21 protein-coding genes are annotated in these 26,349 nt (G+C 66.5%); 17 read left to right on the forward strand and 4 right to left on the reverse strand.

Annotated features, from left to right (window positions below):
* The first annotated feature begins 44 nt into the window (after positions 1 to 44).
* Both OHZ10_RS28575 and OHZ10_RS28580 read left to right on the forward strand, forming a co-directional pair.
* Positions 45 to 1,712, forward strand: coding sequence for an ATP-binding domain-containing protein (locus OHZ10_RS28575; RefSeq protein WP_342705091.1), 1,668 nt, complete (start codon positions 45 to 47; stop codon positions 1,710 to 1,712).
* 191 nt (positions 1,713 to 1,903) lie between these two features.
* The gene (locus tag OHZ10_RS28580) at positions 1,904 to 3,127 is read left to right on the forward strand and encodes a DUF6402 family protein (protein WP_342705092.1); all 1,224 of its coding nucleotides are present in this window, start codon (positions 1,904 to 1,906) and stop codon (positions 3,125 to 3,127) included.
* A 530-nt stretch (positions 3,128 to 3,657) separates the two neighbouring features.
* On the opposite strand, the gene OHZ10_RS28585 is transcribed toward OHZ10_RS28580, so the two are convergent.
* Complete coding sequence (locus tag OHZ10_RS28585; RefSeq protein ID WP_174991262.1) at positions 3,658 to 5,217, reverse strand: methyl-accepting chemotaxis protein; 1,560 nt, start codon at positions 5,215 to 5,217, stop codon at positions 3,658 to 3,660.
* Positions 5,218 to 5,448: 231 nt separating this feature from the next.
* Between OHZ10_RS28585 and OHZ10_RS28590 the strand changes: the two genes are divergently transcribed.
* Entirely contained in the window at positions 5,449 to 6,963 is a 1,515-nt protein-coding gene (locus OHZ10_RS28590; RefSeq protein ID WP_342705093.1) for an MDR family MFS transporter, read from the forward strand.
* Between the two features lie 60 nt (positions 6,964 to 7,023).
* Here the strand turns inward: OHZ10_RS28590 and OHZ10_RS28595 are convergent, their stop codons facing one another.
* Complete coding sequence (locus OHZ10_RS28595; RefSeq protein ID WP_174991263.1) at positions 7,024 to 8,022, reverse strand: quinone oxidoreductase family protein; 999 nt, start codon at positions 8,020 to 8,022, stop codon at positions 7,024 to 7,026.
* Between the two features lie 131 nt (positions 8,023 to 8,153).
* On the opposite strand from OHZ10_RS28595, the gene OHZ10_RS28600 reads away from it, so the two are divergent.
* From OHZ10_RS28600 to OHZ10_RS28620, 5 genes are all read left to right on the forward strand, one after another.
* Positions 8,154 to 9,026 (forward strand): LysR family transcriptional regulator, encoded by an 873-nt coding sequence (locus OHZ10_RS28600; RefSeq protein ID WP_059240177.1) that lies wholly within the window; start codon positions 8,154 to 8,156, stop codon positions 9,024 to 9,026.
* An 88-nt stretch (positions 9,027 to 9,114) separates the two neighbouring features.
* Entirely contained in the window at positions 9,115 to 9,675 is a 561-nt protein-coding gene (locus OHZ10_RS28605) for a GNAT family N-acetyltransferase (RefSeq protein ID WP_174991265.1), read from the forward strand.
* Positions 9,676 to 9,684: 9 nt separating this feature from the next.
* Positions 9,685 to 10,542 carry a MerR family transcriptional regulator gene (locus OHZ10_RS28610; protein WP_342705094.1) on the forward strand — a complete coding sequence of 286 codons (858 nt, stop codon included), beginning with the start codon at positions 9,685 to 9,687 and terminating at the stop codon, positions 10,540 to 10,542.
* Positions 10,543 to 11,074: 532 nt separating this feature from the next.
* Positions 11,075 to 11,278, forward strand: coding sequence for a cold-shock protein (locus tag OHZ10_RS28615; protein ID WP_027790965.1), 204 nt, complete (start codon positions 11,075 to 11,077; stop codon positions 11,276 to 11,278).
* Between the two features lie 279 nt (positions 11,279 to 11,557).
* Positions 11,558 to 11,782: a hypothetical protein gene (locus OHZ10_RS28620; protein WP_059240171.1), complete on the forward strand. Its 225-nt coding sequence runs from the start codon at positions 11,558 to 11,560 to the stop codon at positions 11,780 to 11,782.
* Between the two features lie 268 nt (positions 11,783 to 12,050).
* On the opposite strand, the gene speB is transcribed toward OHZ10_RS28620, so the two are convergent.
* A complete protein-coding gene (speB, locus tag OHZ10_RS28625; protein WP_342705095.1) occupies positions 12,051 to 13,019 on the reverse strand; it encodes an agmatinase in 969 nt (322 codons plus the stop codon).
* Between the two features lie 357 nt (positions 13,020 to 13,376).
* Between speB and OHZ10_RS28630 the strand changes: the two genes are divergently transcribed.
* The 5 genes from OHZ10_RS28630 (at position 13,377) to OHZ10_RS28650 (ending at position 18,653) form a co-directional block, all read left to right on the forward strand.
* Positions 13,377 to 14,048, forward strand: coding sequence for a lysoplasmalogenase (locus OHZ10_RS28630; protein ID WP_222905047.1), 672 nt, complete (start codon positions 13,377 to 13,379; stop codon positions 14,046 to 14,048).
* Positions 14,049 to 14,294: 246 nt separating this feature from the next.
* A complete protein-coding gene (locus tag OHZ10_RS28635; protein WP_256086202.1) occupies positions 14,295 to 15,878 on the forward strand; it encodes a flavin-containing monooxygenase in 1,584 nt (527 codons plus the stop codon).
* A 21-nt stretch (positions 15,879 to 15,899) separates the two neighbouring features.
* Positions 15,900 to 16,835, forward strand: a complete 936-nt coding sequence (locus OHZ10_RS28640) for an SDR family NAD(P)-dependent oxidoreductase (protein WP_059240167.1) — start codon at positions 15,900 to 15,902, stop codon at positions 16,833 to 16,835.
* A complete protein-coding gene (locus OHZ10_RS28645) occupies positions 16,832 to 17,737 on the forward strand; it encodes a metal-dependent hydrolase (RefSeq protein ID WP_059240165.1) in 906 nt (301 codons plus the stop codon). The genes OHZ10_RS28640 and OHZ10_RS28645 overlap by 4 nt, the downstream gene beginning before the upstream one ends.
* 4 nt (positions 17,738 to 17,741) lie before the next feature.
* Complete coding sequence (locus OHZ10_RS28650) at positions 17,742 to 18,653, forward strand: alpha/beta fold hydrolase (RefSeq protein ID WP_059240163.1); 912 nt, start codon at positions 17,742 to 17,744, stop codon at positions 18,651 to 18,653.
* On the opposite strand, the gene OHZ10_RS28655 is transcribed toward OHZ10_RS28650, so the two are convergent.
* A complete protein-coding gene (locus OHZ10_RS28655) occupies positions 18,608 to 19,168 on the reverse strand; it encodes a putative glycolipid-binding domain-containing protein (RefSeq protein WP_059240162.1) in 561 nt (186 codons plus the stop codon). The two genes, OHZ10_RS28650 and OHZ10_RS28655, sit on opposite strands and share 46 nt — an antisense overlap.
* Positions 19,169 to 19,423: 255 nt before the next feature.
* Between OHZ10_RS28655 and OHZ10_RS28660 the strand changes: the two genes are divergently transcribed.
* The 4 genes from OHZ10_RS28660 (at position 19,424) to OHZ10_RS28675 (ending at position 26,342) form a co-directional block, all read left to right on the forward strand.
* Entirely contained in the window at positions 19,424 to 20,317 is an 894-nt protein-coding gene (locus tag OHZ10_RS28660) for an urea transporter (protein WP_342705096.1), read from the forward strand.
* Complete coding sequence (locus OHZ10_RS28665; RefSeq protein ID WP_059240158.1) at positions 20,292 to 21,068, forward strand: class II aldolase/adducin family protein; 777 nt, start codon at positions 20,292 to 20,294, stop codon at positions 21,066 to 21,068. Before OHZ10_RS28660 ends, OHZ10_RS28665 begins: the two co-directional genes overlap by 26 nt.
* Positions 21,069 to 21,119: 51 nt before the next feature.
* Positions 21,120 to 21,308: a 4-oxalocrotonate tautomerase gene (locus tag OHZ10_RS28670; protein ID WP_342705097.1), complete on the forward strand. Its 189-nt coding sequence runs from the start codon at positions 21,120 to 21,122 to the stop codon at positions 21,306 to 21,308.
* A 192-nt stretch (positions 21,309 to 21,500) separates the two neighbouring features.
* On the forward strand, positions 21,501 to 26,342 hold the full coding sequence (locus OHZ10_RS28675; RefSeq protein ID WP_342705098.1) for an NAD-glutamate dehydrogenase: 4,842 nt from the start codon (positions 21,501 to 21,503) through the stop codon (positions 26,340 to 26,342).
* The last annotated feature ends 7 nt before the right edge of the window (positions 26,343 to 26,349 follow it).

The following is a 26,349-nucleotide window of genomic DNA, read 5'->3' on the forward strand; positions in this document are numbered from 1 at the left end:
GCCGCACCTGTTCACGCCCGCACCGGCATCCGCCGCCCGACGCCATGGCCCGCCTCATCCCCGACGACTGGAAAAGCCTCGCCGCGACCGGCGCGGCCGAACGCGAACGCGAAACGCTCGCCGCGCTCGAACACGCACTGCCCGACAGCTACACGGTGTATCACGGCGTCCACTGGACGCGCGCCGATCAGGCGTTCTCGGTGTTCGGCGAAGCGGCGTTCGTCGTCGTGAGCCCGGCAGGCCGCGTGCTGCTGATCGAGCAGAAGGCCGGCTTCCTGCGCGAAACACCGAAGGGGCTCGTGAAGGTCTATCTGCAGAAAGAGCGCAATGTCCCGATCCAGCTCGCGCGCACGCAGGAAACACTGCACCGGCGGCTGACGGCCGCGCTCGGCGCGGGCGTCTACGGGGTCGAGGCGCTGCTGTACTGCCCCGACTACTCGATCCGCGACGCGTCGATCGCCGGCGTCGCGGCCGACCGCATCGTCGACGCGTCGCGCAAGGCGCAGCTCGCGCAGGTCGTCCTGCAGATCCTGCCCGAGGACGACGCACACTTTCCGAACGCGCCGAAGCTCCACCATTTCCTCGCGGACGAGCTCGCGCTCACGCCCGACACGAGCGCGCTCGTCGGGCAGGCCGGCACGCTCGTCACGCGGCTGTCCGGCGGGCTCGCCGAATGGGCGCGCCAGCTTGAGTTCGCGCCGTTCCGGCTGCGCGTCACCGGCACCGCCGGCTCGGGCAAGACACAGCTCGCGGTGCAGGCGATGCGCGATGCCGTCGCGGCGGGCAAGCGCGTGCTCTATGTGTGCTTCAACCGGCCGCTCGCCGACTACATCGCGCGCATCGCGCCGCCCGGCGCGAAGATCGCGAATTACCACCAGCTGTGCGACTGGGTCGCGCGTGACGGCGGCTATGTGCCCGACTTCCAGGTGCCCGGCGAATTCGAGCGGCTCGAAGCGCGTTTCGCGGAAGCGCCGATTCCCGAGCACTGGCGCTTCGACGTGCTGGTCGTCGACGAAGGGCAGGATTTCCATGCGCCGTGGGCGGCCGCGCTGGCGCGCGTGCTCGCGCCGGACGGCGCATGGTGGTGGCTCGAGGATCCGCTGCAGAACCTGTACATGCGCGAACCCGTCGCGCTGGCCGGCTGGGTCACGCTGAAGGCGCTGACGAACTACCGCAGCCCGCGCGACCTGCTCGAATTCGTGCGCGACGTCGTCGGCCGGGTCGAGCCGCTCGCGGCCGAGCTGCGCGCGGGCAGCCCGTTCGACGGTTCGGATCCGTCGGTGTCGGCATACGGGGACGATGGCGCGTCGGGAGACGCATTGACGGAAGCCTGCATCGACGCGACCAAGCGCGCGATCACGCACGCGCTGTCGCTGGGCTTCCGCAAGCAGGACATCGCGGTGCTGTCGTATCGCGGCCGCGAGGGCTCGGTGCTCGCGCCGCTCGACCAGCTCGGTCCGCACCGGATCAAGCGCTTCACCGGCAAGTACGACCTGTTCGGCAACCCCGAATATCGCGAAGGCGACGTGCTGCTCGATTCGATCTACCGCTTCAAGGGCCAGTCGGCGCCGTGCGTGATCCTCACCGAAGTCGACTTCGACACGCTCGACGCGCGGGCCGCGCGCAAGCTGTTCGTCGGTGCGACGCGCGCGACGATGAAGCTGCTGATCGTCGCGTCGTCGCGCGCGGCCGCGCAACTCGCGGCGGTCTGACGCGGCGAAACGGTTCGCCCGGCCCGGGGACACTATTCGACGTCATGATGGCCGACACAATCGGGCACATTTCTTTCTGCCCCGGCCCCTTGTCCAATCGCGCTTCGCCCTGTTTCGGCAACACCTGATGGTTTGTCCGCTTGCAGTCGGCTTTTACGATGCCAGGCTATTCGTTGCAAACGGAAGAGTCCATGGCCGACGTAAAGAAGGTGCCTTACTACAAGCCGAAAAATGGGTGGTTCGGATCGGAGTTGAAGGAATACAAGGGTTCCCAAGGATGCATTCCGCTTGATACTCAAAGAGTCGTATCGATCGACAGGCTCGCACCGGGGGAAAAGCCTCCACCACCGCCTCCTCCCAAACCGATTTCCAAGCCCTCGAACGCGCCGAAGCTCCCTCCAGCACCTCAACCGCCGCCGCAAGCCGACCAGACAATAACCAAAGGATCACCGCGGCAGGCGGAATCGGAAGTTTGCAATAACCCGCCACCTTTCGATCTCCAGGACGTACCAATCGCGATGGACAAATTGGGCTGGAAGGTTTCAGCCAAACTTGCGCGAATCTGGTTTGCGGGTGCTGCGCACATTTACAACAATGATCCGATATCAATTCAACCGTTTAATCTTAACGACGTCACTCTCGATTGGACGCTGAGATTCGGAAATGTCAAAAGGAAATTTGAAAATCTTATTTCGAACGACATTTATCGACAGAAAGCAATCGATTTGGCAAGAAACAAGATTCTCGCAGAAATAGAGAAACGATTTTTGGAAAACCGGGGAGCAAATCTCAACATCAATACCAGCCAATCCGTAAATAATATTCTTCAATTTCACAAGAACTGGCAATTTCAGATCACGTCGATCAGCAGCTGGGACACCCTGGAAAACTTGGCCCCCACCGATCTTACAGGCGCACTGGCAAATTTCAATATTTATGTCGCCATAGGAATTGCTGAAGTATCTGGTGAAAAATATTTCAGATATGATAAAACAAGCAATTTTTACTGCATCGAGGCAATCGGAAAAATTACGCACGTTTATGCCTACATAAAAGACAATTATTCATTTAATGGTCGACAATATTTGGGACATTGGAACAAACACGGCGTTATCGTAGCGCCAGGCTCACTACTTTTTGAATCCAGCATCCCAAAACGCAACTCTGACATTGACATCTGGGTAAAGAGCATCAACAAGCCCGTTGACACACGAGGAAGCATGATTGGAAAATTCAGAGAGCCAGACGTTTACTTCCCCGTACACAATGCGGATTATTGCCGCTGGCGCGAAAAGCATCATCGAGGAAGTGATTTCATGATATATTCAAAACCAGTTTACTTGAAATTGAAAAAACCAATTGAATTTAAACTTGGCGAGATATGCAGACTCGAATCATCAGATACATTGGCCTAGCGCTCGTCATTTATCTTGGCATTGGATTATTCTTTCACTTCAATCGCCCAAGCTATGGACGTTGCGGTTTTTACACCAATGAATTAAATGGCGGAAGCAAAATCATCCGCGGAACGACGTATTTTGTGAAGCTATGCGGTACAGACATCGAGAACGGAACCGAAATAAAGCTTCAGATTTTTGACGCCGCTGGAGAATTAATCGCCCTGAGATACTTTTCCTACTACATCAACTCAGCGACAGAGCGAAACCTAGCCGACACCAGGGATTCAATTATTTACTACGATAGTTCCAGCAATGAAGTAATGAGATCGGTCCCAATCCCCCCCACCAGATGGGATTGGATTCTTGCCAGATTGCCTTTATTTTGAAGAAATTCCAGCATATTTTTATAAAAAAAGCCCCGCTGGCGGGGCTTTGTATTCTTTTCTGATCTCGCGACCAGATCATCCGCAAAAATACAGGCCAATCCGCGAGGTCGATCGCACCACCCGACCAACCCGCCACCACTCGCCTCGCGCCTGCGTTGCTCAAGCCACCCGGAACGCCCCCACCGCACGGCGCAACCCGTCAGCCTGTTCCTCGAGCGACGCAGCCGCCGCCGCCGCCTGCTCGACGAGCGCCGCGTTCTGCTGCGACACCTGATCCATCTGCGACACCGCGCGGTTCACCTGCTCGATCCCGTCGCGCTGCTCGCTCGATGCGGCCGCGATCTCCGTCATGATGCCGGTCACGCGTCCGATCGCCTGCTGGATGTCCTGCATCGTCGCACCGGCCGTGCCGACGAGCCGCGAGCCGATCGCAACGCGTTCGACCGATTCGCCGATCAGCGTGCGGATTTCCTTCGCCGCGGACGCCGAGCGTTGCGCAAGCGTGCGCACCTCGCCTGCGACCACGGCAAAACCGCGGCCCTGCTCACCTGCGCGCGCAGCTTCGACCGCCGCATTCAGCGCAAGAATGTTGGTCTGGAACGCGATGCCCTCGATCGTGCCGATGATGTCGGCGACCTTCTGCGAGCTCTGGTCGATCTCGTTCATCGTGCCGATCACCTCGCCCACCACCGTCGCGCCGCGCGTCGCGATTTCGCTCGCGCTGTCCGCGCAGGCCTGCGCCTCGAGCGCGTTGTCGGCGTTCTGCTTCACGGTCGCCGTCAACTGCTCCATGCTCGCGGCCGTCTCCTGCAGCGCCGACGCCTGTTCCTCGGTACGCTGCGACAAGTCCGTGTTGCCGGCCGCGATCTGGTGCGTGGCCGTCGAAATCGCTTCGGAACCCTGGCTGACCTGGCGCACCGTGTCCGCGAGGCTGCGCTGCATGCCCGTCACGCCCTTCACCAGCTCGGCCATTTCGTCACGCGACGACCAGCGCACTTCCGACGTCAGGTCGCCGTCCGACAGGCGGCGGAAATGCGACAACAGGCGATTCACCGGTTGCGTGATCGCGAAATGCAGGCCGATCGCACAGCCGAGGCACGCGGCCAGCCCGAATGCGATGCCCGCGATCGCGCCCATACGCATCCAGCCGTAATAGGTCTGCGCGGTGTCGTAAACGTCCTTGCCGCGCGCGACCTGGTACGCATCGAGCGCATCGGTCGCCTGCGTGAGCGCGACCGACAGCGGCGGCGCGACCGTCATCAGCAGCCGGTCGGCCTCGTCGCGCCGGCCTTCGCGGATCGCGTCGATCATCGGCTTCAGCGCCTGCCCGATCAGCGCCTGGCGCGCGGCGTCGAGGCGGCTCGCGAGCGGGCCCTCGTCGCCGTCGTGCGGCATCGCCGCGTAATTGCGCCAGGCGGTGTCGGCCTTCGCGAGATAGCCTTCGGCCTTTTTCACGAGATCCGGCACTTCCGGCGCCTCCGGATGCAGGAGCGCGCGGTCGAGCGTCGTGCGCACGATCGTCAGGTTCAGGCTCGCCGCGGACAGCGCGGTCTTCGCAGCCAGTTGCTGCGTATAGGCCTCGTCGAGTGCGCGGTTCGAGCTTTGCATGCCGGCAAGGCCGATCAGCCCCGACACGACGAGCAGCGCGGCAACGAGACCGAGCGTGGAGAAGATCCGCGTACGGATCGAGAAACGGGAAAACAGGGCGTTCAGGTTCATGACGGCACGTGAGCGATGAAAAATGCCGCGGCAATCGGTCCGCAGCACTCTGTATTACGGTTTGCCTGCAAAAAACTTGAGTCCGTCCCTGCTTTCCGTCTGATCACGGTCAATTTTTCCTGCCGGCAATCTCCTGTTACGACTGCAACAGACTGAGTCTGAGCAGAAATTGACTAGTCAAGTATATGTGGCTATATTTCGGCTCAATTCCCTGCCACGGCAGATATCTCGATGACAACCAACACCCTCCTCACTCCGCCGGCCGCCGAAACGGCCCGCCGCGACGCGCCGACCGGGCTGATCATCGCCGCGCTGCTGCTCGTCATGCTGCTGTCCGCGCTCGACCAGACGATCGTATCGACCGCGCTGCCGACGATCGTCGGCGAGCTCGGCGGGCTCGACCAGTTGTCTTGGGTCGTCACCGCGTACCTGCTGTCGTCCACCGTCGTGCTGCCGCTGTACGGCAAGCTCGGCGACCTGTACGGCCGCAAGATCGTGCTGCAGGCGGCGATCGTGCTGTTCCTCGCCGGCTCCGCACTGTGCGGCGTCGCGCAGGACATGACGCAGCTGATCGTGCTGCGCGCGCTGCAGGGGTTCGGCGGCGGCGGCCTGATGGTCGTCACGATGGCCGCGATCGGCGATCTGGTCCCGCCCGATCGCCGGGCGCGCTACCAGGGGATGTTCGGCGGCGTCTACGGCCTCGCGACGATCGTCGGCCCGCTGCTCGGCGGTTTCCTGGTCGAGCACCTGTCGTGGCGCTGGATCTTCACGATCAACCTGCCGCTCGGCTTGCTCGCGCTCGCGGTGATCGGCATGGCGTTCCGGCCGCACACCGCGCACGTGAAGCACCGGATCGACTACATGGGCGCCGCGTTCCTCGCCACCGCGCTGACCTGCGTGATCCTGTTCACGAGCGAAGGCGGGTCGCTGCTGCCGTGGACGTCGCCGCAACTGTGGATGACGCTCGTGCTCGGCCTCGTCGCGATCGGCGGCTTCATTTATGAAGAGCGCCTCGCGGCCGAGCCAATCATGCCGCTCGCGCTGTTCCGTCAGCGCACCTTCGTGCTGATGAGCCTGATCGGCTTCGTCGTCGGCATCGCGCTGTTCGGCTCGGTCACGTTCATTCCGCTGTACCTGCAGGTCGTGAAAGGCTCGACGCCGTCGCAGGCCGGCATGCAACTGCTGCCGATGATGGGCGGGATGCTCGCGATGTCGATCATCAGCGGCCGGCTGATCTCGCGCCTCGGCACGTATCGCCCGTTTCCGATCGCGGGCACGCTGATCGGCGGCATCGCGATGGCGCTGCTGTCGACGCTGTCGCTCGACACGCCGCTGCACACGATGTACGCGTACATGGCGCTGCTCGGGATCGGGCTCGGCATGGTGATGCCGGTGCTGACGCTCGCGGTGCAGAATACGGTCGAGTTCCGGCACATGGGCGTCGCGACGTCGGGCGTGACGCTGTTCCGCTCGATCGGCGGCTCACTCGGCGTCGCCGCGTTCGGTGCGCTGTTCTCGCACGGGCTGCAGTCGCGGATCATGCAGGCGCTGCCGGCCGGCACGGAATTGCCGCCCGCGATGGGCCCGGCCGCCGTGCACCAGTTGCCGGACGCCGTGCGCGACGCGTACCTGCATGCGTTCGCCGGATCGCTGCATGTGGTGTATCTCGCGGCGGCGGCCGTGATCGCGATCGCATTCGTGCTCGCGTGGTTCGTCGAAAGCGCGCCGCTACGCAAGCATCACTGACCAGCAAGGTGGCGGCGCGCCGGTATCGTCACTGCGAAGCACCGGCCCCGCCGCTGGCCGTCACGGCACCAGCACCACGCCCCCCGTCGTCTTGCGCGACTCCAGCAGCCGATGCGCATCGGCCGCCTGTTCGAGCGGCAGCCGCGCGCCGATCTCCACGTGCATCCCGCCCGCGAGCCGTTCGAGCGTCGCGCGCGCCGCTTCCCGATAACCCGCCACGTCCCGTGCGATGAAGCCGAGCACGCTCGGCCGCGCGAGCGCGATCGAACGGACCGGGCCCAGTTCGTCGAGATCGAAGGTCTGCCGCGCGCCGATCGCGGCCACCTGCCCGATGCTCGCGACCATCCCGAACGGACGGATTGCACCGAGCGTGCGCGTCAGCACGTCGCCGCCGATGCCGTCGATCGCGTAATCGACGCCCGCGCCGCCGCCGAACGCGCGCGCGGCCGCGACGAAATCCTGTTCGCGATAGTCGACCACCGCTTCGGCGCCGTGCGTGCGCACGAGCGCAGCCTTCGCGGCCGATCCGACCGTACCGATCACCCGTGCGCCGAGCGCGCGCGCCCACTGCGTCGCCAGCAGCCCGACGCCGCCAGCCGCCGCATGGACGAGCACCGTATCGCCGGCGCCGACCTGCCGGACGCGATGCAGCAGCATGTAGGCGGTGATCCCCTTCAGCAGCCCGGCGGCAGCGGCTTCGTCGCTCAGGCCGTCGGGAATCGGCAGCACGCGTTCGGCCGGCATCGTGCGCAGGCTCGCATAGCTGCCGGTCGGCATGCCCGCATACGCGACGCGCTGGCCGGGGACGAGATCCGTCACGCCCGGCCCGACCGCGTCGATCACGCCGGCCGCCTCGACACCGAGCGCATCGGGCAGCGCGGGCAACGCGTGCGCGCCCGTCCGGAAATAGATGTCGACGAAATTCACGCCGATCGCGGTCTGGCGAATCCGCACTTCGCCGGCGGCAGGCGGCGCGACGGGCGCATCGACGCGGCGCAGCACGCCGGCGTCGCCGTAACGGTCGATCCCGATCCGGATGGCGTTGGCTGTTTGGGTCATGACGTTCCTCGCTATCGAATGAAGTGACACGATCATCCCATCGTGCATAATCGAACGGAATTCACGTTGATCGCCCATTTACTGTGCAAAAATCGACCGACCCGATTGCCGCTCCCCCCTCCGCGCTGCCGATGAGCTGGGATGACATCCGCTACTTTCTTGCGGTGATGCGCAGCGGCAGCCTGTCTGCCGCCGCCCGCGCGCTGCAGGTCCAGCATTCGACGGTCGCGCGGCGCATCGACGCGCTGGAATCCTCGCTCGGGGTCCGGCTGTTCGACCGGCTGCCGCGCGGCTGGCCGCCGACCGACGAAGGACTGCACCTCGCCGAGCACGCCGCGCGCCTCGAAGCCGATGCGCATGCGTTCGCGCGCGCCGCGCAGGGGGCGGCGGCGCTCGACGGCGTGGTGCGCGTGTCGGCGTCGCCGGTGTTCGCCAGCCATTTCCTCGCGCCGCGCCTGGCCCGCGCGCAGCGCGCGTGGCCGGCACTGCGCATCGACCTGATGGGCGAAATGCATGCGGCGAACCTGTATGCGCGCGAAGCCGACCTCGCGGTGCGGCTGTCGCGGCCGAGCGAACCGGGGCTCGCCGCACGCCGGCTCGGCACGATGCGCTTTGCGCTGTGTGCCGCACCGGAATGGGCCGACGCGCCGCCCGACACCTGGGCGTTCGTCGGCTACGACGACGCGCTCGCGCAAACCCCGCAACAGCAATGGCTCGAACGCTTCGCGGCCGGACGGCGCTTTGCGTTCATCGCCAACGACCTCGCCGCGCTGCATCGCGCCTGCGCGGCGGGGGCCGGTGTCGCGCTGCTGCCGCGGTTTCTCGTCGACGATCCCGTCGGGCACGCTGGCGCGCCGCTCGTCGAGCTGACCGACGCGCCGCGTTGCGACATCGAGCGCGAGATCTGGCTCGTCGTTCACCCCGACGTGCGCCGGTCGCCGCGCGTGCAGCGCGTCGCCGATGCCATCGCCGATGCGGTTCATGCGGCGGATGGACGGCTGTAGGCAACCCGCGCCGCAATCCGCCGAACGGCTTTGCCACACGCGCCGGCGGGCGGCATAGTAGCGATTTGCGTTCGTCCGCCCCGCCGCCATGTCCACCGCTCCCGCCTGCGTCGTTCGCGACGCAACCGACGCCGACCTCGACGCGATTCACGCGATCTATGCGCACCACGTTCACCACAGCGTCGCGTCGTTCGAGGAAACGCCGCCCGACGTCGCCGAGCTGCGCGCACGCCGCGACGCGGTACTGCGCCACGGACTGCCGTATCTGGTCGCCGCATGCGACGGCCGCGTGGCCGGCTATGCGTACGCGACGCCGTACCGCACGCGCAGCGCGTACCGCTTCGCGATCGAGGATTCGATCTACATCGACGATGCGCAGCGCGGGCGCGGAATCGGCCGCGCCCTGCTCGCGGCGCTGATCGCGCGTTGCGAAGCCGGCCCGTGGCGGCAAATGATCGCGGTGATCGCCGACGGCGGCACCGGCGGCTCGACGTCGCTGCATCGCGCATTCGGTTTCGAACCGGCCGGCACGCTGACAGCGGTCGGCTTCAAGCATGGCCGGTGGATCGATACGGCGCTGCTGCAGCGCCCGCTCGGCGACGGCGCGCGAACGCTCCCCGCCTCGCCCGCTCCCGCCGCGTCGCGCTAGAATGGCCGCATGTCAAAACAGACTCATTCCACGCCCGACGAGGCTGCACCGGATTCCCGCAACGAGTACACGGTCGACGAACTCGCGCGCGTGTCCGACACCACCGTGCGCAATGTCCGCGCGTACCAGGATCGCGGCTTGCTCGCGCCGCCGGAAAAACGCGGGCGCGTCGGCATCTACGACGACACGCACGTCGCGCGCCTGAAGCTGATCAACCATCTGCTCGCACGCGGCTACACGCTGTCGAACATCCAGGATCTCATCAAGGCGATCGACGAAGGCCACGACCTGCGTTCGATCCTCGGCCTCGAAAACGCGATCGGCGGCCGCTGGTCGCACGAGCTGCCGAAGACCTATTCGCTCGCCGCGCTCGCGCAGATGTTCGGCCCGCAAGCGACCACGCAGCTGTCGCGTGTGACCGAGCTCGGGCTGCTCGAACGGCGCGGCCTGTCGTTCGTCGCGAAGAGTCCCGCGCTGCTCGAGGCGGCCGCCGCGATGACGAAGGAAGGGATTCCGCCGCGCGAGCTGCTCGACGTGATCAGCCTCGCTCGCCCGCACTTCGACGCGATCGCGCGGCTGCTCGTCGATCTCGTCGTGAAGCGGCTCGACCGCTACGACGCCGGCACGCTGCCGCCGGCCACCGACGTGCCCGAACTGGTCGACGCGATCTGGCGCCTGCGCCCGCTCGCTGCCGTGTTCGTCGAAGGCGAGACGAACCGCGCGCTCGAAACCGCCGCGAGCGCGTATCTCGGCGGCCGCGTTGCAACGATCCTCGACAAGAAGCTCAGCGATGAAGCGGCGCGGCAGTCCGGCGCGCCGGATACGTCCGATACATCCGATACGCAAGGCAACGGCGACCACACCTAGGGCGGCTGCCGTCTCGTTCATGATCAGCAATGCTTCGTGTGCGGGCGCCATCGACGACGCGACGATTCTTTCGATCGAGCGGTAACAGCCACGCCCCGAAGATGTCTCGCATGGCGTTCGTTCGACGATGCGTTTCCCCCGCCGGATCACCCGCACCGCCGCCGTCACGCATGCGTCGACTGTTCGCGACAACGCGCGCGGTCCGGACAGAGGAAAGACCAGCAACCGTTGCAGGTGGCAACCACCGCTTGCGTCGGTCGGCGAACGGCCGGACGCGCCACCCGTCGCCCCCTCCTGCCAGACGGGGTCGCATCGCTGCGCCCTCGATAACGGGCCGTGCTGTGAAACAGTTACAAGATAACGGTTGACGCGAGCCCCGCCCGGCGGTTACCGTATCGTCCGAAGTTCAAGAAGTCCGATTGCTGTTCATCAATTGATCGCTCCTCAGCGGTATTCGTTGTCCTCTCCCTCCTTGACGCTTCACGCGCTCTTCAACAGAGCAAATCTTTCATTTTTTTCTCAAGGAATCTTCATGGATACCGGTATCGTCAAGTGGTTCAACGACAGCAAAGGCTTTGGCTTCATCACCCCGGACAACGGCGGCGACGACCTGTTTGCTCACTTCTCGGAAATTCGTGCCGACGGCTTCAAGACGCTGGCTGAAAATCAAAAAGTGAGCTTCGAAACGAAGCAAGGCCCGAAGGGTCTGCAAGCGGCCAACATCACGCCGCTGTAAAGTTTGAAGGACCCGGCCTCCCGCGACGGACGCCGGGTCGCAGCGACACCCCCACGGAGCCTTGCCTCCCAAAGTTGGCGCGATCGCCTTTAGCTGCATCGGTTTGTTCAGCAGCTTGCCAAGCGCCACACGCCTCGTTGCACTTCATCCCCCCTCTGGCCGCAACGCCTGATTTTCGTTTCTCGACTGCGTCGGATTCAGCTCGCAATGGCTTTGAATCGGCCTACCCGTGCGCATTTCGCACGGCACGCGCGCACTCGAACATCATTAAAATTAAAAATGCAAAACAATCGAATTCAACAGTACAACGGCTATGCCGTCCACCCGTCGGCGCATCGCTTGCCCGATGGCAGTTTTTCATCCAACCTGCTGCTCGAACGCAGCGGTAGCCCGCGCAACGAAGGCCGCTACCAGTTCTATTCGCTCGATTACTTCGCGAGCGAAGCGCTGGCGCTGGAGCATTCGGCACGCTGGGCACACAACTGGGTCGATGCGCGCGGCTAACGGCAGCGCCCCGGTACCGGCACCCGCCGCCTGTGAGTCATCGGTGCGCACGCGACCAAGCGTGTCCCGACATCGCGCGCAACCGATTCGAAACCTTCCGGTTCGAGCGGCGCCCGATTCGAATTTTCGAATGGCCCCTTCGCCGGCGTCGTCACGCCGCCCCATCTCCGCGTCGAAGTTGACGACGGACTTGCGTTACCGGAGCCGACCAGCATGAAAACCGGCGGGCAACCTGCCCGCCGGCCTCTTGCATTGCACGCCCGCTCCCCTACTTCAACGCGCCCGCCACCTTCTTCTGCCGCCACAAGCACAGCAGATCGCACGCGACATGCGCGGCCGCGATCGCGGTGATGTCCGCGTGATCGTACGCCGGCGCAACCTCCACCACATCGGCCCCGACCAGATTCACCGCCCCGAGCCCTCGCACGATCGCGAGCGCCTGCGCGGACGACAACCCGCCCGCGACCGGCGTCCCCGTCCCCGGCGCAAACGCCGGATCGAGGCAGTCGATATCGAACGTCAGATACGCGGGCCGCGCACCGACGATCTCGACGATCCGCTCGACCGCCGCGCGCGAACCATGGTCATGCACCCACGCGGCATCGAGCCGCTCGATCCCGAGAAAATCGTCGTTCCACGTGCGGATGCCGACCTGCACCGACGTCGCGGGATCGATCAACCCTTCCTTCACGGCCTTGTAGAACATCGTCCCGTGATTGAGGCTGTCCGGCTCGTCGTCGGCCCATGTATCGCAGTGCGCATCGAAATGGATCAGCGACAGCGGCTTGCCGTAGCGCTCCGCATGCGCGGCCAGCAGCGGATACGTGATGTAGTGATCGCCGCCGAACGTCAGCATCTTCGCGCCCGAACGCAGGATCGTGCGCGCATGCTCGATGATCGCGGGCTTGATCGACAGCGGGTTGTGCGCGTCGAACCAGCAGTCGCCGTAGTCGACGGCCGCGAGATCGTCGAATGGATCGAAGCCCCACGGATACGGATTGAGCTCGGCGAGTTGCACGCTCGCCGCGCGGATCGCGGCCGGCCCGAGCCGTGCGCCTGACCGATAGGTCGTCGCGAGATCGAGCGGCACGCCCGAGATCGCGACGTCGACGCCGTCGAGCGCACGCGAATAGTTGCGGCGCATGAACGACAGCACGCCCGCATAGGTGTTTTCGATCGAGGAACCGTAAGGCGTCGTGCGACGGATCGCGCCGTCGCCGTGGAGAAGTTCGGTCATGGGTCGGACCTGTTTTCGTGGGGAGCCGGCACCGCCCCGCTTTCGACGAGCGCGCGGGCCGGGCACGGCATGGATTCATCGGGCACGCACCGGCGTACGCATCCAGTCGCGCGGCCGGGCGGAACATCGACAACGGCAATACCGCGGCGATCATAGCAAGCCGAATTGAAGTCGTTGCCCCGGTTCAGCCGGGGCAACGCGCGGAGAAATCCGCCGGCGGCATCGTCATCCGTCGCCATCGATGACTAGAAGGATTCGCCGGTTTTTGCGTGCCCGTTCTTCCGGATAATGGCCGGCAGCCGCGCCCTCGACGGCGCGCCGTCCACCGCAGACAACAACAATCCGGAGACACCCGCCTTGATCGCCACGCTTCCCGCCACCTACCGCCGGCTCTGGCCGCTCGCCATCGCCGCCGCGCTGCTGTACGGGCTGTCGCTCGCCGCCGCGCCCTATCCGGGCCAGGCCGTCGCGAAAGCCGCGATGGGTATCCTGCTGCTCGCCGCGGGCAGCACCTGCGGCGCGCCGCGCGAACGCGCGTGGCTGTGCGCGGCGCTCGCCACCGCAGTGCTCGGCGACGTGCTGCTCGCGCTGCCCGACTGGCCGCTGTCGTTCGTCCTCGGTCTGGGCGCGTTCCTGCTCACGCACGTGTGCTACTGCGTGATCTTCATGCGCTGGCGCGCACGGCCGCACGGCTGGCGCATCGTCGCGCTGATCGGGCTGTGGATCGCCGCGCCGGCTTTCTATGCGGCATTCTTCCCGCACCTCGGCGAGCTGCTGGCGCCGGTCGCCGTCTACATGCTCGTGCTGTGCGTGATGGCGAGCTTCGCGCTCGCGGCCCGCACGCACGGCGCGCTGGTCGCGATCGGCAGCCTGATCTTCGTCGGCTCCGACACGCTGATCGGCGTCGGCCGGTTCCTCGGCGGCTTTCCCGGCATCGACTACCTGATCTGGGGCCTCTACGCGCTCGCGCAGGTCACGATCGTGGCCGGGGTTTTCCATGAGACGGCCGTCCGATCGATCCGTCCCTGATACTGTTTCAAACAGACCGCCGCGCGCCGGCGGTCTCGTCCAGCACCTGTCTCGTCCTGCCGACGGCCCTTTCCGCCCATCCCGCATCGCGGAAAGCAAACCGTTCCAAACCCCGCTCAGCCTTTTCCCGTCTGGCTTCCGGCCCTTAGAGCGCCGCTTCTAGCCTCTTGCGGTTTCCGGGTTCACCCACTATCGTTACATCAAACAATGTAACATTCGAAAATGAGCCAAATCGGAGACACCCGGATGAATGCTCGCACGTTGCCTTTCGGTCCGCCCGGCCACGACGGCCAGGACGAAACCATCGACATCGCCATCATCGGCACCGGCTTCGCCGGTCTCGGGATGGCAATCCGCCTGCGGCAAACAGGCGTGACCGACTTCGTCGTCCTCGAGAAGGCCGCGTCGGTCGGCGGCACGTGGCGCGACAATCATTACCCCGGGTGTGCATGCGACGTGCAATCGCACGTCTATTCGTTCTCGTTCGCGCCGAACCCGCGCTGGACGCGCATGTTTGCGCCTCAGCCGGAAATCCGCGCGTATCTGGAAGACTGCGTGCAGCGCTTCGGCGTCGGCCCGCACCTGCGCCTGAACCACGAGTTGCAGCGCGCCGAGTACGACGAAGCCGCGCAGCGCTGGCGCCTCACGTTCGCGAACGGCAAGCGGCTGTCCGCGCGCGTGCTGGTGTCGGGGATGGGCGGCCTGTCGCGCGCCGCGCTGCCGTCGATTCCCGGCGTCGAGAATTTCCAGGGCCGCGCGTTCCATTCGCAGCAGTGGGATCACGACTACGCGCTCGAAGGCAAGCGCGTCGCGGTGATCGGCACCGGCGCGAGCGCGATCCAGTTCGTGCCGCAGATCGCGCCGCGCGTGAAGGAACTCGCGCTGTTCCAGCGCACGCCGCCGTGGATCATGCCGAAGCCCGACCGCAACCTGACCGGGCTCGAGAAGTGGCTGTTCCGCACGCTGCCGTTCACGCAGAAGGCCGTGCGCAGCAGCATCTACTGGATGCTCGAATCGCGCGTGCTCGGCTTCGCGATCCATCCGTCGCTGATGAAGAACGTGCAGAAGCTCGCGCTGCGCCACATCCGCAAGCAGATTCCCGATCCGGAGCTGCGCAAGACCGTCACGCCGGACTACACGCTCGGCTGCAAGCGCGTGCTGATCTCGAACGACTACTACCCGGCGCTGTCGCGCAAGAACGTCGACGTGATCACGACCGGCATCGACCACATCGAAGCCGATGCGGTCGTGACGACCGACGGCAAACGCCACGAAGTCGACTGCCTGATCTACGGCACCGGCTTCCAGGTGGCCGACCCGTATCCGCGCGGCGCGATCGTCGGCCGCGGCGGGCTCGACATCGTCGACGCGTGGCGCGACGGCGCGCATGCGTATCTCGGCTCGACGCTGCCCGGCTACCCGAACTTCTTCATGATCGTCGGCCCGAACACGGGCCTCGGCCACAACTCGATGGTGTTCATGATCGAGTCGCAGATCGAATACATCCTCGGCGCGCTGCAGGCAATGCACCGCGAGCGAGCGGATGCGATCGAGGTGCGCCCGCTCGTCGAGGCGCAGTTCAACAGCGACCTGCAGGGCAAGCTGAAAAAGGCGATCTGGTCGACGGGCGGCTGCAAGAGCTGGTACCTCGACCCGCGCACCGGCAAGAACACGACGCTGTGGCCGGGCTTCACGTGGCGCTTCCGCCAGGCGACCGCGCGCTTCGCGATCGCCGATTACCACGCGTATCGCGCGCCGCAACACGACACGACTGCGCGGCCCGTCGCCGCGCCCGCCGCTTCCGCATCGACGTCCGCCGAAGCGGCCTGAGCCAGACAAGGAGCCAACGACATGAGAGATTTCGCCAACAAGGTCGCCGCGATCACGGGTGCCGGCTCGGGCATGGGCCGCTCGCTCGCGATCCAGCTCGCGCAAGCAGGCTGCCACGTCTCGCTCGCCGACAAGAACGGCGTCGGCCTCGCCGAAACCGAACGGATCGTCCGCGCGATCGCGCCGAACGCGCGCGTATCGACGCGCGTGCTGGACGTCGGCGACCGCGACGCGATGTTCGCGTGGGCCGACGACACCGCGAAGGAACACGGCAAGGTCAACCTGATCTTCAACAACGCGGGCGTCGCGCTGTCGAGCACGATCGAAGGAATGGAATACAGCGATCTCGAGTGGATCGTGAACATCAACTTCTGGGGCGTCGTGCACGGCACGAAGGCGTTCCTGCCGCACCTGAAGGCCTCGGGCGACGGTCACGTGATCAACACGTCGAGCCTCTTCGGGATCTTCGCGCAGCCGGGCATGAGCGGCTACAACGCGACCAAGTTCGCGGTGCGCGGCTTCACCGAATCGCTGCGCCAGGAACTCGACATGATGAAGTGCGGCGTGTCGGCGACCTGCGTGCATCCGGGCGGCATCCGCACGAACATCGCACAGGCGAGCCGCGTGTCGAAGAACATGGTCGGCTTCATGGTCGCGAGCGAGCAGCAAGGCCGGGACACGTTCGAGAAGTTCTTCATCACGACCGCCGACGATGCCGCGCGCACGATCCTCTCGGGCGTGCGCAAGAACAAGCGCCGCGTGCTGATCGGCCGCGACGCGAAGGCCGGCGACTGGATGGCGCGCGTGCTGCCGTCCGCGTACCAGGCGCTCGTCGTGCTCGCGACGCGCCGCGAGGCCGCTCGCGCGCGCCGCGATGCCGCACGCGGCACGCCGGCGCCCGCACCGCTGCACGCCACCTACAACAATGCAGGCAATCAGGGAGGAGAACAATCATGACGACCCCGAACATGATGCCCGTACGGCGCGACATCCGTTTCGCGCTGCCGCCCGAACGCGCGCGCGACTGGCACGTGCAGGGCGTGCCGGTCACGCACTTCATGAATGCGCTGTCGCTGCTGTTCCCGGCCGGCGAACGCTTCTTCATGGATTCGGTGCGCAACTACCGCGACCGGATCGAGGATCCCGAGCTGAAGAAGCAGGTGCTCGGCTTCATCGGCCAGGAAGCGATGCACACGCGCGAGCACATCGAATACAACGACCTGCTGCAGTCGTCGGGCCTGCCCGCGCACAAGCTCGACAAGCGCCTCTGGACGATCCTCGGCTGGTTCAAGAAGGTGCTGCCGCATTCGATGCAGCTCGCGATCACGATCGCGCTCGAGCACTACACGGCCATTCTCGCGAACCAGCTGCTGTCGGGCCACGAGCACCGGATCGACGGCTCGGTCGAAGGCTATCAGCAGATGTGGATGTGGCACGCGATGGAGGAAACCGAGCACAAGGCGGTGTCCTACGACGTGTGGACCACGGTGATGAAGCCGGGCCTCGGCAGCTACCTGCTGCGCACCGGCACGATGCTGACGACCACCGTGTTCTTCTGGACGATCGTGTTCGACTTCCACGTGCGCCTGATGCGCGCGCACCGTCGCGAACACGGCAAGTTCGGCGGCATGTGGCGCCTCGTGAAGTATCTGTACGGCCCGAAGCACGGCGTGTTTCCGAGCATCGCGCGCGAATGGCTCGACTACTTCCGCCCGGGCTTCCACCCGTGGGACCACGACAACCACCAGTACCTGCAGGGGCTCGACACGCTGCTCGAGAACATCGACGCGACCAACGCGCGCTACGCCGCGCAAGCCGCCCCGCGTCGCGTGCCGCTGCACCCGGTCCCGCAGGCATGACGCCATGGCGCGCGCCCACGAGATGCTGACCGTCCAGTCCGGCGACGTGAAGCTCGCCGTCTACGTGAGCGGGTCGCGTCGCGCGCCGCCGCTGATCCTCGTGCACGGCTACCCCGACTCGGCGGCCGTGTGGGCGCCGATCCGCGCGCGGCTCGCGAAGCGCTACCGCGTGATCGCATACGACGTCCGCGGCGCCGGCGCGTCCGATGCGCCGCGCCGCCGCGCCGACTACACGCTCGAGCGGCTCGCCGCCGACCTGAAGGCGGTGGCCGACGCGACCTGCGGCGGCCGGCCGTTCCACCTCGTCGGCCACGACTGGGGCTCGATCCAGTGCTGGGAGGCCGTGACCGACCCCGCGTTCCGCGGCCGGATCGCGTCGTACACGTCGATCTCGGGCCCGTGCCTCGATCACGTGTTCCGCGCGAAGATGCGGCTCAAGCAGAGCCTGAAGTCGTGGTACATCGCGTTCTTCCACCTGCCGCTCGTGCCGTCGCTGGTGTGGCGGCTCGGCGGCGCGGCGCTGTGGCCGCGCTGGCTGCAGCTGACCGAACGCGTGCGCGCCGAGCGCGATCCCGTGCAGCTGAAGAATGCGTTGAACGGGATGCAGATGTACCGCGCGAACTTCCTCGCGCGGGCACGCAAGCCGCGCGAACGGTACGCGCAGGCGCCGGTGCAGATCCTCGTGCCGGTGCGCGATCGCTACGTGACGCCCGAGATGTCGGTCGGCCTCGACCGCTGGCTCGGCGACCACGTGCGGGAGGAAATCGACGGCAGCCACTGGATCGTGCTGCGCCACCCCGACATGATCGCGCAGCGGATCGACCGCTTCGCCTCCGCGCAGGAGCGGCCGGCGGTCACGACCGCCGCGGTTCAGCGCCCCGTCGGTGCCGGCAGGCGTCTGAACAGCGTCTCGTAGTCGACGACGAGCCCATCGTCGTCGATGTCCATCTCGGCCGTAAAATTCCGGAAGATCCCTTCGTAGCGGTAGCGCCGGCCCGGCTCGATGCACGCGTAGGCCTGCTTGACCGGCGTGACCATCAGGTCCGGCGTCGAGATGTACGCGACATCGATCGGCCGCCGCTCGCCGCGCGCGAGCCCCAGGCGGCCGATCGGCAGCGCATTCGTAAACGGCGTCGCCGCGATGTCGATGTCGATGCAGCCGTCGAGCCCGGGCAGCGCACGGCCTGAGCCGTCGCGCCAGTGGCCGGCGCCGTCGCTGCGCAACTCGAGCGTGCCGCCGCCCATCACCTTGAGCACCGCGTAGGCGACACGCCATTGCGCATCGCACTCGACGCGATACGCGAGCCCGTACGCGCGGCCGTACCGCTGGCCGACCACCGCGCTTTCGACGACGATCGCGCCGCCGCTCCGGTCGAACGTCAGATGTTCGACCCCGTCGCCCTCAAGCGACGCCCAACGCACTTCGCGCATCCTTTCGCCTCCCGGTTGCCCGATGTCGGGCATCGTCGCACGAATCCGCCGACGGAAACGCCGGCGAATGCGCCCATTCGCTGGTCACGCCGATTTCGCATCGGAAAGCATTCACGCAGCGCCGGTCAAACAGCGGCGCCGCGCCTCATTCCCCACCTCGGTGCATCCACGACAAATCCTGACTATCCAGAATTCCCTATTCCGGTGCATGGCATTGTGTCCTATGCTCGCGGCTCGTCCTGTTCCGCCGCCATCATGCCTACCGCCCGCCCCGTCCCGCCGTCGATCGACCTGCGTATCCTGCTGCGCGGCATCGGGCAGGTCGTGCTGCAGGCGAATGCGCTCACCGGCGCGCTGCTGCTCGCCGCGCTGGCGCTGACCGACCTGCACCTCGCGAGCGCTGCGCTGGTCGGCTCGGCCGCCGCCAGCATGACCGCCGTGCTGACGGGCGCCGAGCGCCGCGACGTCGAACAGGGGCTGCACGGCTTCAACGGCGCGCTCGCCGCGCTGATCGCCGTGCTGTTCGCGCCCCATCAACTCGCCGCCGTCGCGCTCGTGCCGCTGGTCTCGATCGGCGCGGCACTCGTGCAACGCGCGATGCGCGGGCCGCTCGCCCGCTGGCGCCAGTGCCCGTATTCGAGCCCGTGTCTCGCCGTCACCGCGCCGTGGCTGCCGTTTGTCGCGCTGCAGCATGCCGACGGCGCGACGGCCGCCCCCGCGCTGACGCTTGCTTCCGCTGCCGACGCCCTCCTTTCAGGCGTCGCGCAGACCACCTTCGCGCAAGGCGCCTGGGCCGGACTGCTGATCGTCGCCGGCGTCGCCATCGCGTCGCGCCGCGCGGCCGCGTTCGCGCTCGGCGGCGCGATCGTGTCGACCGTGCTGCTGGTCGCGCTCGGCGCGAACGGCGCCTTGTTCGCCGACGGCCTGCTCGGCTTCAACGGCGCGCTCGCCGCATTGGCGCTGATGCCGCGCGGCCCGCGCGCGGCGCTTGCAGCCGCCGCCCTCGCCGCGCTGATCCAGTGGCTCGCGATGCGCGCGGGCCTCCCCGTGTTCACGGCCCCGTTCGCGCTTGCGTCGTGGGTGACCGTAGCCGTCGCGCGCCGCTTCACCCTCGGAGATCCCGATGTCGTCATTCGCACACCGTCCTGATGCCGTGAAACCCGGCGGCCCGATCTCGGACGCCGAACGCGCACGCCGCGTCGACCTCGCCGCCGCCTACCGGCTCGTCGCACTGAACGGCTGGGACGACCTGATCTACACGCACCTGTCGGCAACCGTGCCCGGCGAGCCCGGCCACTTCCTGATCAACCCGTTCGGCCTCACGTTCGACGAAGTGCGCGCGTCGAACCTCGTGAAGATCGACCTGGCCGGCAACCGGATCGGCGACAGCGAGCATGCGGTCAACGTGACGGGCTTCGCGCTGCATGCGGCCGTTCACGCCGCGCGCGCCGATGCCGTCTGCGTGATGCATCTGCACAATACGGCCGGGATCGCCGTGTCGATCCAGCGCGACGGGCTGCTGCCCGCGTCGCAGCACGCACTGCGCTTTCACGGCGACCTCGCGTACCACGACTACGAGGCGCTCGCGTTCTCGCCGGCCGAAGGCGCGCGGCTAACCGCGAACCTCGGCGCGAGATCCGCGATGCTGCTGCGCAATCACGGCACGCTGACGGTCGGCCGCACCGTGGCCGAAGCCTATGTGCTGATGGATACGCTGATCAAGGCCTGCGACATCCAGGTGCGTGCGCAAGCAGGCGGCGGGCCGCTCGTGCTGCCCGACCCGGCGATCGCGGACCGCACCGCCGAACAACTGCGCGACGGCGGCGCGATCGAAGGCGAACTGGAATGGCCGGCGCTGCTGCGTCGCCTCGACCGGATCGATCCGTCGTATCGCGACTGACCTCGCAGCTGCATTCAACCGAATCGTCCAATCCCAACCGGAGCATTTGTCATGCCGACTTTCAATATCCAGCTGTTCGAAGGCCGCACCGTCGACCAGAAGCGCGAATTCGTCGAAGCGATCACGCGCGTCACCTGCGAGACGCTCGGCTGCGCGCCGAGCTCGGTCGATATCATCCTCACCGACGTGAAGAAGGAGAACTGGGCGACGGCCGGCAAGCTGTGGAGCGACGAGCGCTGAGCGTCGACGGCGCCGCCGCTTCGGCACCGCCCGCCCCGCACTGATTCACACGCTGCGGCGCCCGCGACGGGCGCCGCACGCGGCCGCCCCGGGCCGCCTGCGTTGTGCGCCCGCACATCGCTTTGTCACGCAATCGGCGCCATAATGCCGGACAGACGCAGCAGCCAATGGCCACCCGACGAGGAGACCGCCATGGAAGCGAAGAACGAGGAAGTCGTCGCACACCTGCTCTCCGATGTCGTCGAATTCGCGCGCGGGCGCCTGCCCGAAGCCACCTTCCGGATCGTCGAACCCTTCCTGCGTCACTACTACGATTTCGTCGACGCCGACGATCTGCAGAACCGCAGCATCGCCGACCTGTACGGCGCCGCAATGGCGCACTGGCAGACCGCCCAGAAATTCGTGCCCGGCAGCGAACGGCTGCGCGTGTACAACCCGATCCTCGAACAGCACGGCTGGCATTCCGATCACACGGTGATCGAGATCGTCAACGACGACATGCCGTTCCTCGTCGACTCGGTGACGATGGCCGTCAACCGCCTCGGGCTCGCGCTGCATTCGGCGCTGCACCCGGTGTTCCGGATCTGGCGCGGCGCGGGCGGCGGCATCGAGCGCGTCGACGCGGGCGGCGCGACGCCCGGCGACGGCCAGTCGCAACTCGCGTCGTTCATCCATTTCGAAGTCGACCGCTGCGGCGACGCCGCGCTGCTCGACACGTTGCGCGAGGACATCGCGCACGTGCTCGGCGACGTGCGCGCATCGGTCGAGGACTGGCCGAAGATCGTCGACATTGCCCGCGCGACGATCAAGGAGATGAAAGCGCGCGAATCGACCGCGGAAGACATCGAGGCGCGCGCGTTCCTCGAATGGATGGCCGCCGATCACTTCACGTTCCTCGGCCAGCGCGATTATGCGCTGGTCTCGGACGGCACGGGCTTCGGCCTGCGCGGCATCGAAGGCTCGGGCTACGGCATCCTGCGCGAATCGCTGCGCCCGTCGGGCGCACCCGATGTGACGCCGCTGCCGCAGGCCGCCGCCGACATCATCACCGGCGCGTGGCCGATCTTCCTGACCAAGGCGAACTCGCGCGCGACCGTGCACCGGCCGGGCTATCTCGACTACGTCGGCGTGAAACTCGTCGGCGCGGACGGCAAAGTGACCGGCGAACGCCGCTTCATCGGGCTGTACACGTCGACTGCGTACATGGTGTCGAGCGCCGAGATCCCGATCGTGCGCCGCAAGTGCGCGAACATCGTGCGGCGCGCGGGCTTCCTGCCGAAGGGGCATCTTGGCAAGACACTCGTGACGGTGCTCGAAACCTATCCGCGCGACGAACTGTTCCAGGCCGACGAAGACCAGCTCTACGACATCGCGCTCGGCATCCTGCGGCTGCAGGAACACCAGCGCACGCGGCTGTTCGTGCGGCGCGACCGGTTCGACCGCTTCGTGTCGTGCCTCGCGTTCGTGCCGCGCGACAAGTACAACACCGACCTGCGCCGCCGCATCGCGAAGCTGCTGGTCGACGCGTTCAACGGCGTGAACGTCGAATTCACGCCGCTGCTGTCGGAATCGGCGATCGCGCGCATTCATTTCGTCGTCCATGCCGAACCGGGCACGATGCCCGACGTCGACACGCGCGAGCTCGAAACGCGGCTCGTGCAGGTCACGCGCCGCTGGCAGGACGATCTCGCCGACGCGCTGCTCGACGCATTCGGCGAAGAGCAAGGCAACCGCCTGCTGCAACGCTATGCCGATTCGTTCCCGGCCGGCTATCGCGACGACTACCCGGCGCGCACGGCCGTGCGCGACATCGAGTTGATCGAGCGCGTGAAGGACACCGGCCAGCTCGCGATGAACCTGTACCGCCCGATCGAGGCCGAGCCGCGCGCGTTCCGCTTCAAGGTCTATCGCGCGGGCGACCCGATCGCGTTGTCGCGCAGCCTGCCGATGCTCGAGCATCTCGGCGTGCGCGTCGACGAGGAGCGGCCGTACCGGATCCAGACGCAGGACGCGACGCACGCGTGGGTACACGACTTCGGTCTTGAACTCGCCGACGATACCGAGTTCGACATCGAACGCGTGAAAGACCTGTTCGAAGACGCGTTCGACCGGATCTGGAGCGGCCGGATCGAGAACGACGATTTCAACCGTCTCGTGCTGCGTGCGCACCTGAGCGCGCGCGAAGTGACGATCCTGCGTGCGTATGCGAAATACCTGCGGCAAGTCGGCTCGACGTTCAGCGACGCGTATATCGAACGCGCGCTGACCGGCAATCCGGCCATTGCGCGGCAACTCGTCGAGCTGTTCCTGCTGCGCTTCGACCCGGCCACCGGCGACACGCGCGACGTGCAGGCCGAACGGCTGCTGAAAGCGATCGAAGGCGCGCTCGACCAGGTGCCGAACCTCGACGAGGACCGCATCCTGCGCCAGTTCCTCGGCGTGATCAACGCGACCGAGCGCACGAACTACTTCCTCGTCGACGCGAACGGCGAATCGAAACCGTACCTGTCGTTCAAGTTCAATCCGGCGAAGGTACCGGGCCTGCCCGAACCGAAGCCGATGTTCGAGATCTGGGTGTATTCGCCGCGTGTCGAAGGCGTGCACCTGCGCGGCGGGCGCGTCGCGCGCGGCGGCCTGCGCTGGTCGGATCGCCGCGAGGATTTCCGCACCGAGGTGCTCGGGCTGATGAAGGCGCAGATGGTGAAGAACGTCGTGATCGTGCCGGTCGGCTCGAAAGGCGGCTTCGTCGTGAAGAACCCGCCGCCGCCGAGCGATCGCGAAGCGTGGATGCGCGAAGGCATCGCGTGCTACCAGACCTTCCTGCGCGGCCTGCTCGACCTGACCGACAACCTGGCCGGCAACGCGATCGTGCCGCCGCCCGACGTGGTGCGTCACGACCCCGACGATCCGTACCTGGTCGTCGCCGCCGACAAGGGCACGGCCACCTTCTCCGACTACGCGAACGCGATCTCGCACGAATACGGCTTCTGGCTCGACGATGCGTTCGCGTCCGGCGGCTCGGTCGGCTACGACCACAAGAAGATGGCGATCACCGCGCGCGGCGCGTGGGAATCGGTGAAGCGGCACTTCCGCGAGATGGGCATCGATACGCAGACGACCGACTTCACCGTGGTCGGCGTCGGCGACATGTCGGGCGACGTGTTCGGCAACGGGATGCTGCTGTCGCCGCATATCCGGCTCGTCGCCGCGTTCGATCACCGGCACGTGTTCCTCGACCCGAACCCCGATCCCGCGACGAGCTTCGCGGAGCGCGCACGCCTGTTCGCGCTCGAACGCTCGAGCTGGGCCGACTACGACCCGGCCGCGATTTCGTCGGGCGGCGGCGTGTATCCGCGCACCGCGAAGACGATCCCGCTGTCGCCGGCCGTGCAGGCCGCGCTCGGCATCGACGCGCACGCGCTGCCGCCGACCGAGCTGATCCGCGCGATCCTGCAGGCGCCGGTCGACCTGCTGTACAACGGCGGCATCGGCACCTACGTGAAGGCCGCGCGCGAAACCCACCTGCAGGTCGGCGACCGCGCCAATGACGCGGTGCGCGTGAACGGCGCGGACCTGCGCTGCAAGGTCGTAGGCGAAGGCGGCAACCTCGGCTGCACGCAGTTCGGCCGCATCGAGTTCGCGCAGCGCGGCGGCCGCATGAATACGGATGCGATCGACAACTCGGCCGGCGTCGATTGTTCGGATCACGAAGTCAACATCAAGATCCTGCTCGGGCTCGTCGTGTCGGACGGCGAAATGACCGAGAAGCAGCGCAACGCACTGCTCGCGGAAATGACTGACGAAGTCGGGCTGCTCGTGCTGCGCGACAACTACTACCAGACGCAGGCGCTGTCGATCGCGGGCCGCTATGCGGTCGAACTGCTCGACGCCGAAGCGCGGCTGATGCGCTGGCTCGAACGCGCGGGCCGGCTGAACCGCGTGATCGAATTCCTGCCGACCGACGACGAAGTCGCCGAGCGGCAAGCCGCGAAGCTCGGCCTCACGTCGCCGGAGCGCGCGGTGCTGCTCGCGTACAGCAAGATGTGGCTCTACGACGCGCTGCTCGAATCCGACGTGCCCGAGGATCCGCTGGTGGCCGCGATGCTGGTCGACTACTTCCCGAAGCCGCTGCAGCAGCGTTTCAGCGAACCGATGGGCCGCCATCCGCTGCGCCGCGAGATTCTCGCGACGCACCTGACCAACGCGCTCGTGAATCGCGTCGGCTGCGCATTCGTGCACCGGCTGATGGAGGAAACCGACGCGAAGCCGGGCGACATCGTGCGCGCGTGCATCATGGCGCGCGACGTGTTCGATCTCGATGCGGTATGGCGCGACATCGACGCGCTCGACAACCGCGTGGCCGACGACGTGCAGGCGCGCATGTTCGTCGACGTCGCGCGGCTGCTGGAGCGCGCGGCGCTGTGGTTCCTGCGGCATCTGCAGTCCGGCGCGGTGGCCGACGGCGGCGTCGCCGAGCTGATCGCACGCTGCCGCGATGCGGCAGAGCGGCTGGCGCCGCAACTGCCGTCGCTGCTGCCGGCCGACGATCTCGATGCGCTGTCCGAGCGGCAGCGCGTGCTGGTCGAAGCCGGCGTCGACAGCGCGCTCGCGGTGCGCGTCGCGAGCGGCGATATTTCAGCGGCGCTGCTCGACATCGCCGAAGTGGCCGCGACCAGCAACCGCAGCCTCGAACTCGTCGCGGGCGTCTATTTCTCGCTCGGTACGCTGCTCAACTACGGATGGATCAGCGAGCGCGCGGCGACACTGCCGACGCCGACGCACTGGGACATGCTGGCGCGCGCGGCCGCGCTTGCGGAAGTCGCGCGCCTGAAGCGCACGCTGACGACGAGCGCGCTCGCGGAATCGCCGGATTCGACGACGCCCGAGACGATCGTCGGCGCGTGGCGCGAACGCCGCGAGAGCGCCCTTGCCCGCTACGAGCACCTGCTCACGGACCTGCGCGCATCGGGCGGTGCGAGCCTGGCGGTGCTGCTCGTGGTCGTGCGGGAAATGGCCGTACTCGAACGCGCGTGACGGGCGT

The organism is Burkholderia arboris (assembly GCF_038723655.1).
Taxonomy (GTDB): Bacteria; Pseudomonadota; Gammaproteobacteria; order Burkholderiales; family Burkholderiaceae; genus Burkholderia; species Burkholderia arboris.

What these genes read in the sequence shown, in the direction of transcription:
- OHZ10_RS28575 (WP_342705091.1), top strand. Translation starts at nt 45, where the DNA reads ATGGCCCGCCTCATCCCCGACGACTGGAAAAGCCTCGCCGCGACCGGC.
- OHZ10_RS28580 (WP_342705092.1), top strand. Translation starts at nt 1,904, where the DNA reads ATGGCCGACGTAAAGAAGGTGCCTTACTACAAGCCGAAAAATGGGTGG.
- OHZ10_RS28585 (WP_174991262.1), bottom strand. Translation starts at nt 5,217, where the DNA reads ATGAACCTGAACGCCCTGTTTTCCCGTTTCTCGATCCGTACGCGGATC.
- OHZ10_RS28590 (WP_342705093.1), top strand. Translation starts at nt 5,449, where the DNA reads ATGACAACCAACACCCTCCTCACTCCGCCGGCCGCCGAAACGGCCCGC.
- OHZ10_RS28595 (WP_174991263.1), bottom strand. Translation starts at nt 8,022, where the DNA reads ATGACCCAAACAGCCAACGCCATCCGGATCGGGATCGACCGTTACGGC.
- OHZ10_RS28600 (WP_059240177.1), top strand. Translation starts at nt 8,154, where the DNA reads ATGAGCTGGGATGACATCCGCTACTTTCTTGCGGTGATGCGCAGCGGC.
- OHZ10_RS28605 (WP_174991265.1), top strand. Translation starts at nt 9,115, where the DNA reads ATGTCCACCGCTCCCGCCTGCGTCGTTCGCGACGCAACCGACGCCGAC.
- OHZ10_RS28610 (WP_342705094.1), top strand. Translation starts at nt 9,685, where the DNA reads ATGTCAAAACAGACTCATTCCACGCCCGACGAGGCTGCACCGGATTCC.
- OHZ10_RS28615 (WP_027790965.1), top strand. Translation starts at nt 11,075, where the DNA reads ATGGATACCGGTATCGTCAAGTGGTTCAACGACAGCAAAGGCTTTGGC.
- OHZ10_RS28620 (WP_059240171.1), top strand. Translation starts at nt 11,558, where the DNA reads ATGCAAAACAATCGAATTCAACAGTACAACGGCTATGCCGTCCACCCG.
- speB (WP_342705095.1), bottom strand. Translation starts at nt 13,019, where the DNA reads ATGACCGAACTTCTCCACGGCGACGGCGCGATCCGTCGCACGACGCCT.
- OHZ10_RS28635 (WP_256086202.1), top strand. Translation starts at nt 14,295, where the DNA reads ATGAATGCTCGCACGTTGCCTTTCGGTCCGCCCGGCCACGACGGCCAG.
- OHZ10_RS28640 (WP_059240167.1), top strand. Translation starts at nt 15,900, where the DNA reads ATGAGAGATTTCGCCAACAAGGTCGCCGCGATCACGGGTGCCGGCTCG.
- OHZ10_RS28645 (WP_059240165.1), top strand. Translation starts at nt 16,832, where the DNA reads ATGACGACCCCGAACATGATGCCCGTACGGCGCGACATCCGTTTCGCG.
- OHZ10_RS28650 (WP_059240163.1), top strand. Translation starts at nt 17,742, where the DNA reads ATGGCGCGCGCCCACGAGATGCTGACCGTCCAGTCCGGCGACGTGAAG.
- OHZ10_RS28655 (WP_059240162.1), bottom strand. Translation starts at nt 19,168, where the DNA reads ATGCGCGAAGTGCGTTGGGCGTCGCTTGAGGGCGACGGGGTCGAACAT.
- OHZ10_RS28660 (WP_342705096.1), top strand. Translation starts at nt 19,424, where the DNA reads ATGCCTACCGCCCGCCCCGTCCCGCCGTCGATCGACCTGCGTATCCTG.
- OHZ10_RS28665 (WP_059240158.1), top strand. Translation starts at nt 20,292, where the DNA reads ATGTCGTCATTCGCACACCGTCCTGATGCCGTGAAACCCGGCGGCCCG.
- OHZ10_RS28670 (WP_342705097.1), top strand. Translation starts at nt 21,120, where the DNA reads ATGCCGACTTTCAATATCCAGCTGTTCGAAGGCCGCACCGTCGACCAG.
- OHZ10_RS28675 (WP_342705098.1), top strand. Translation starts at nt 21,501, where the DNA reads ATGGAAGCGAAGAACGAGGAAGTCGTCGCACACCTGCTCTCCGATGTC.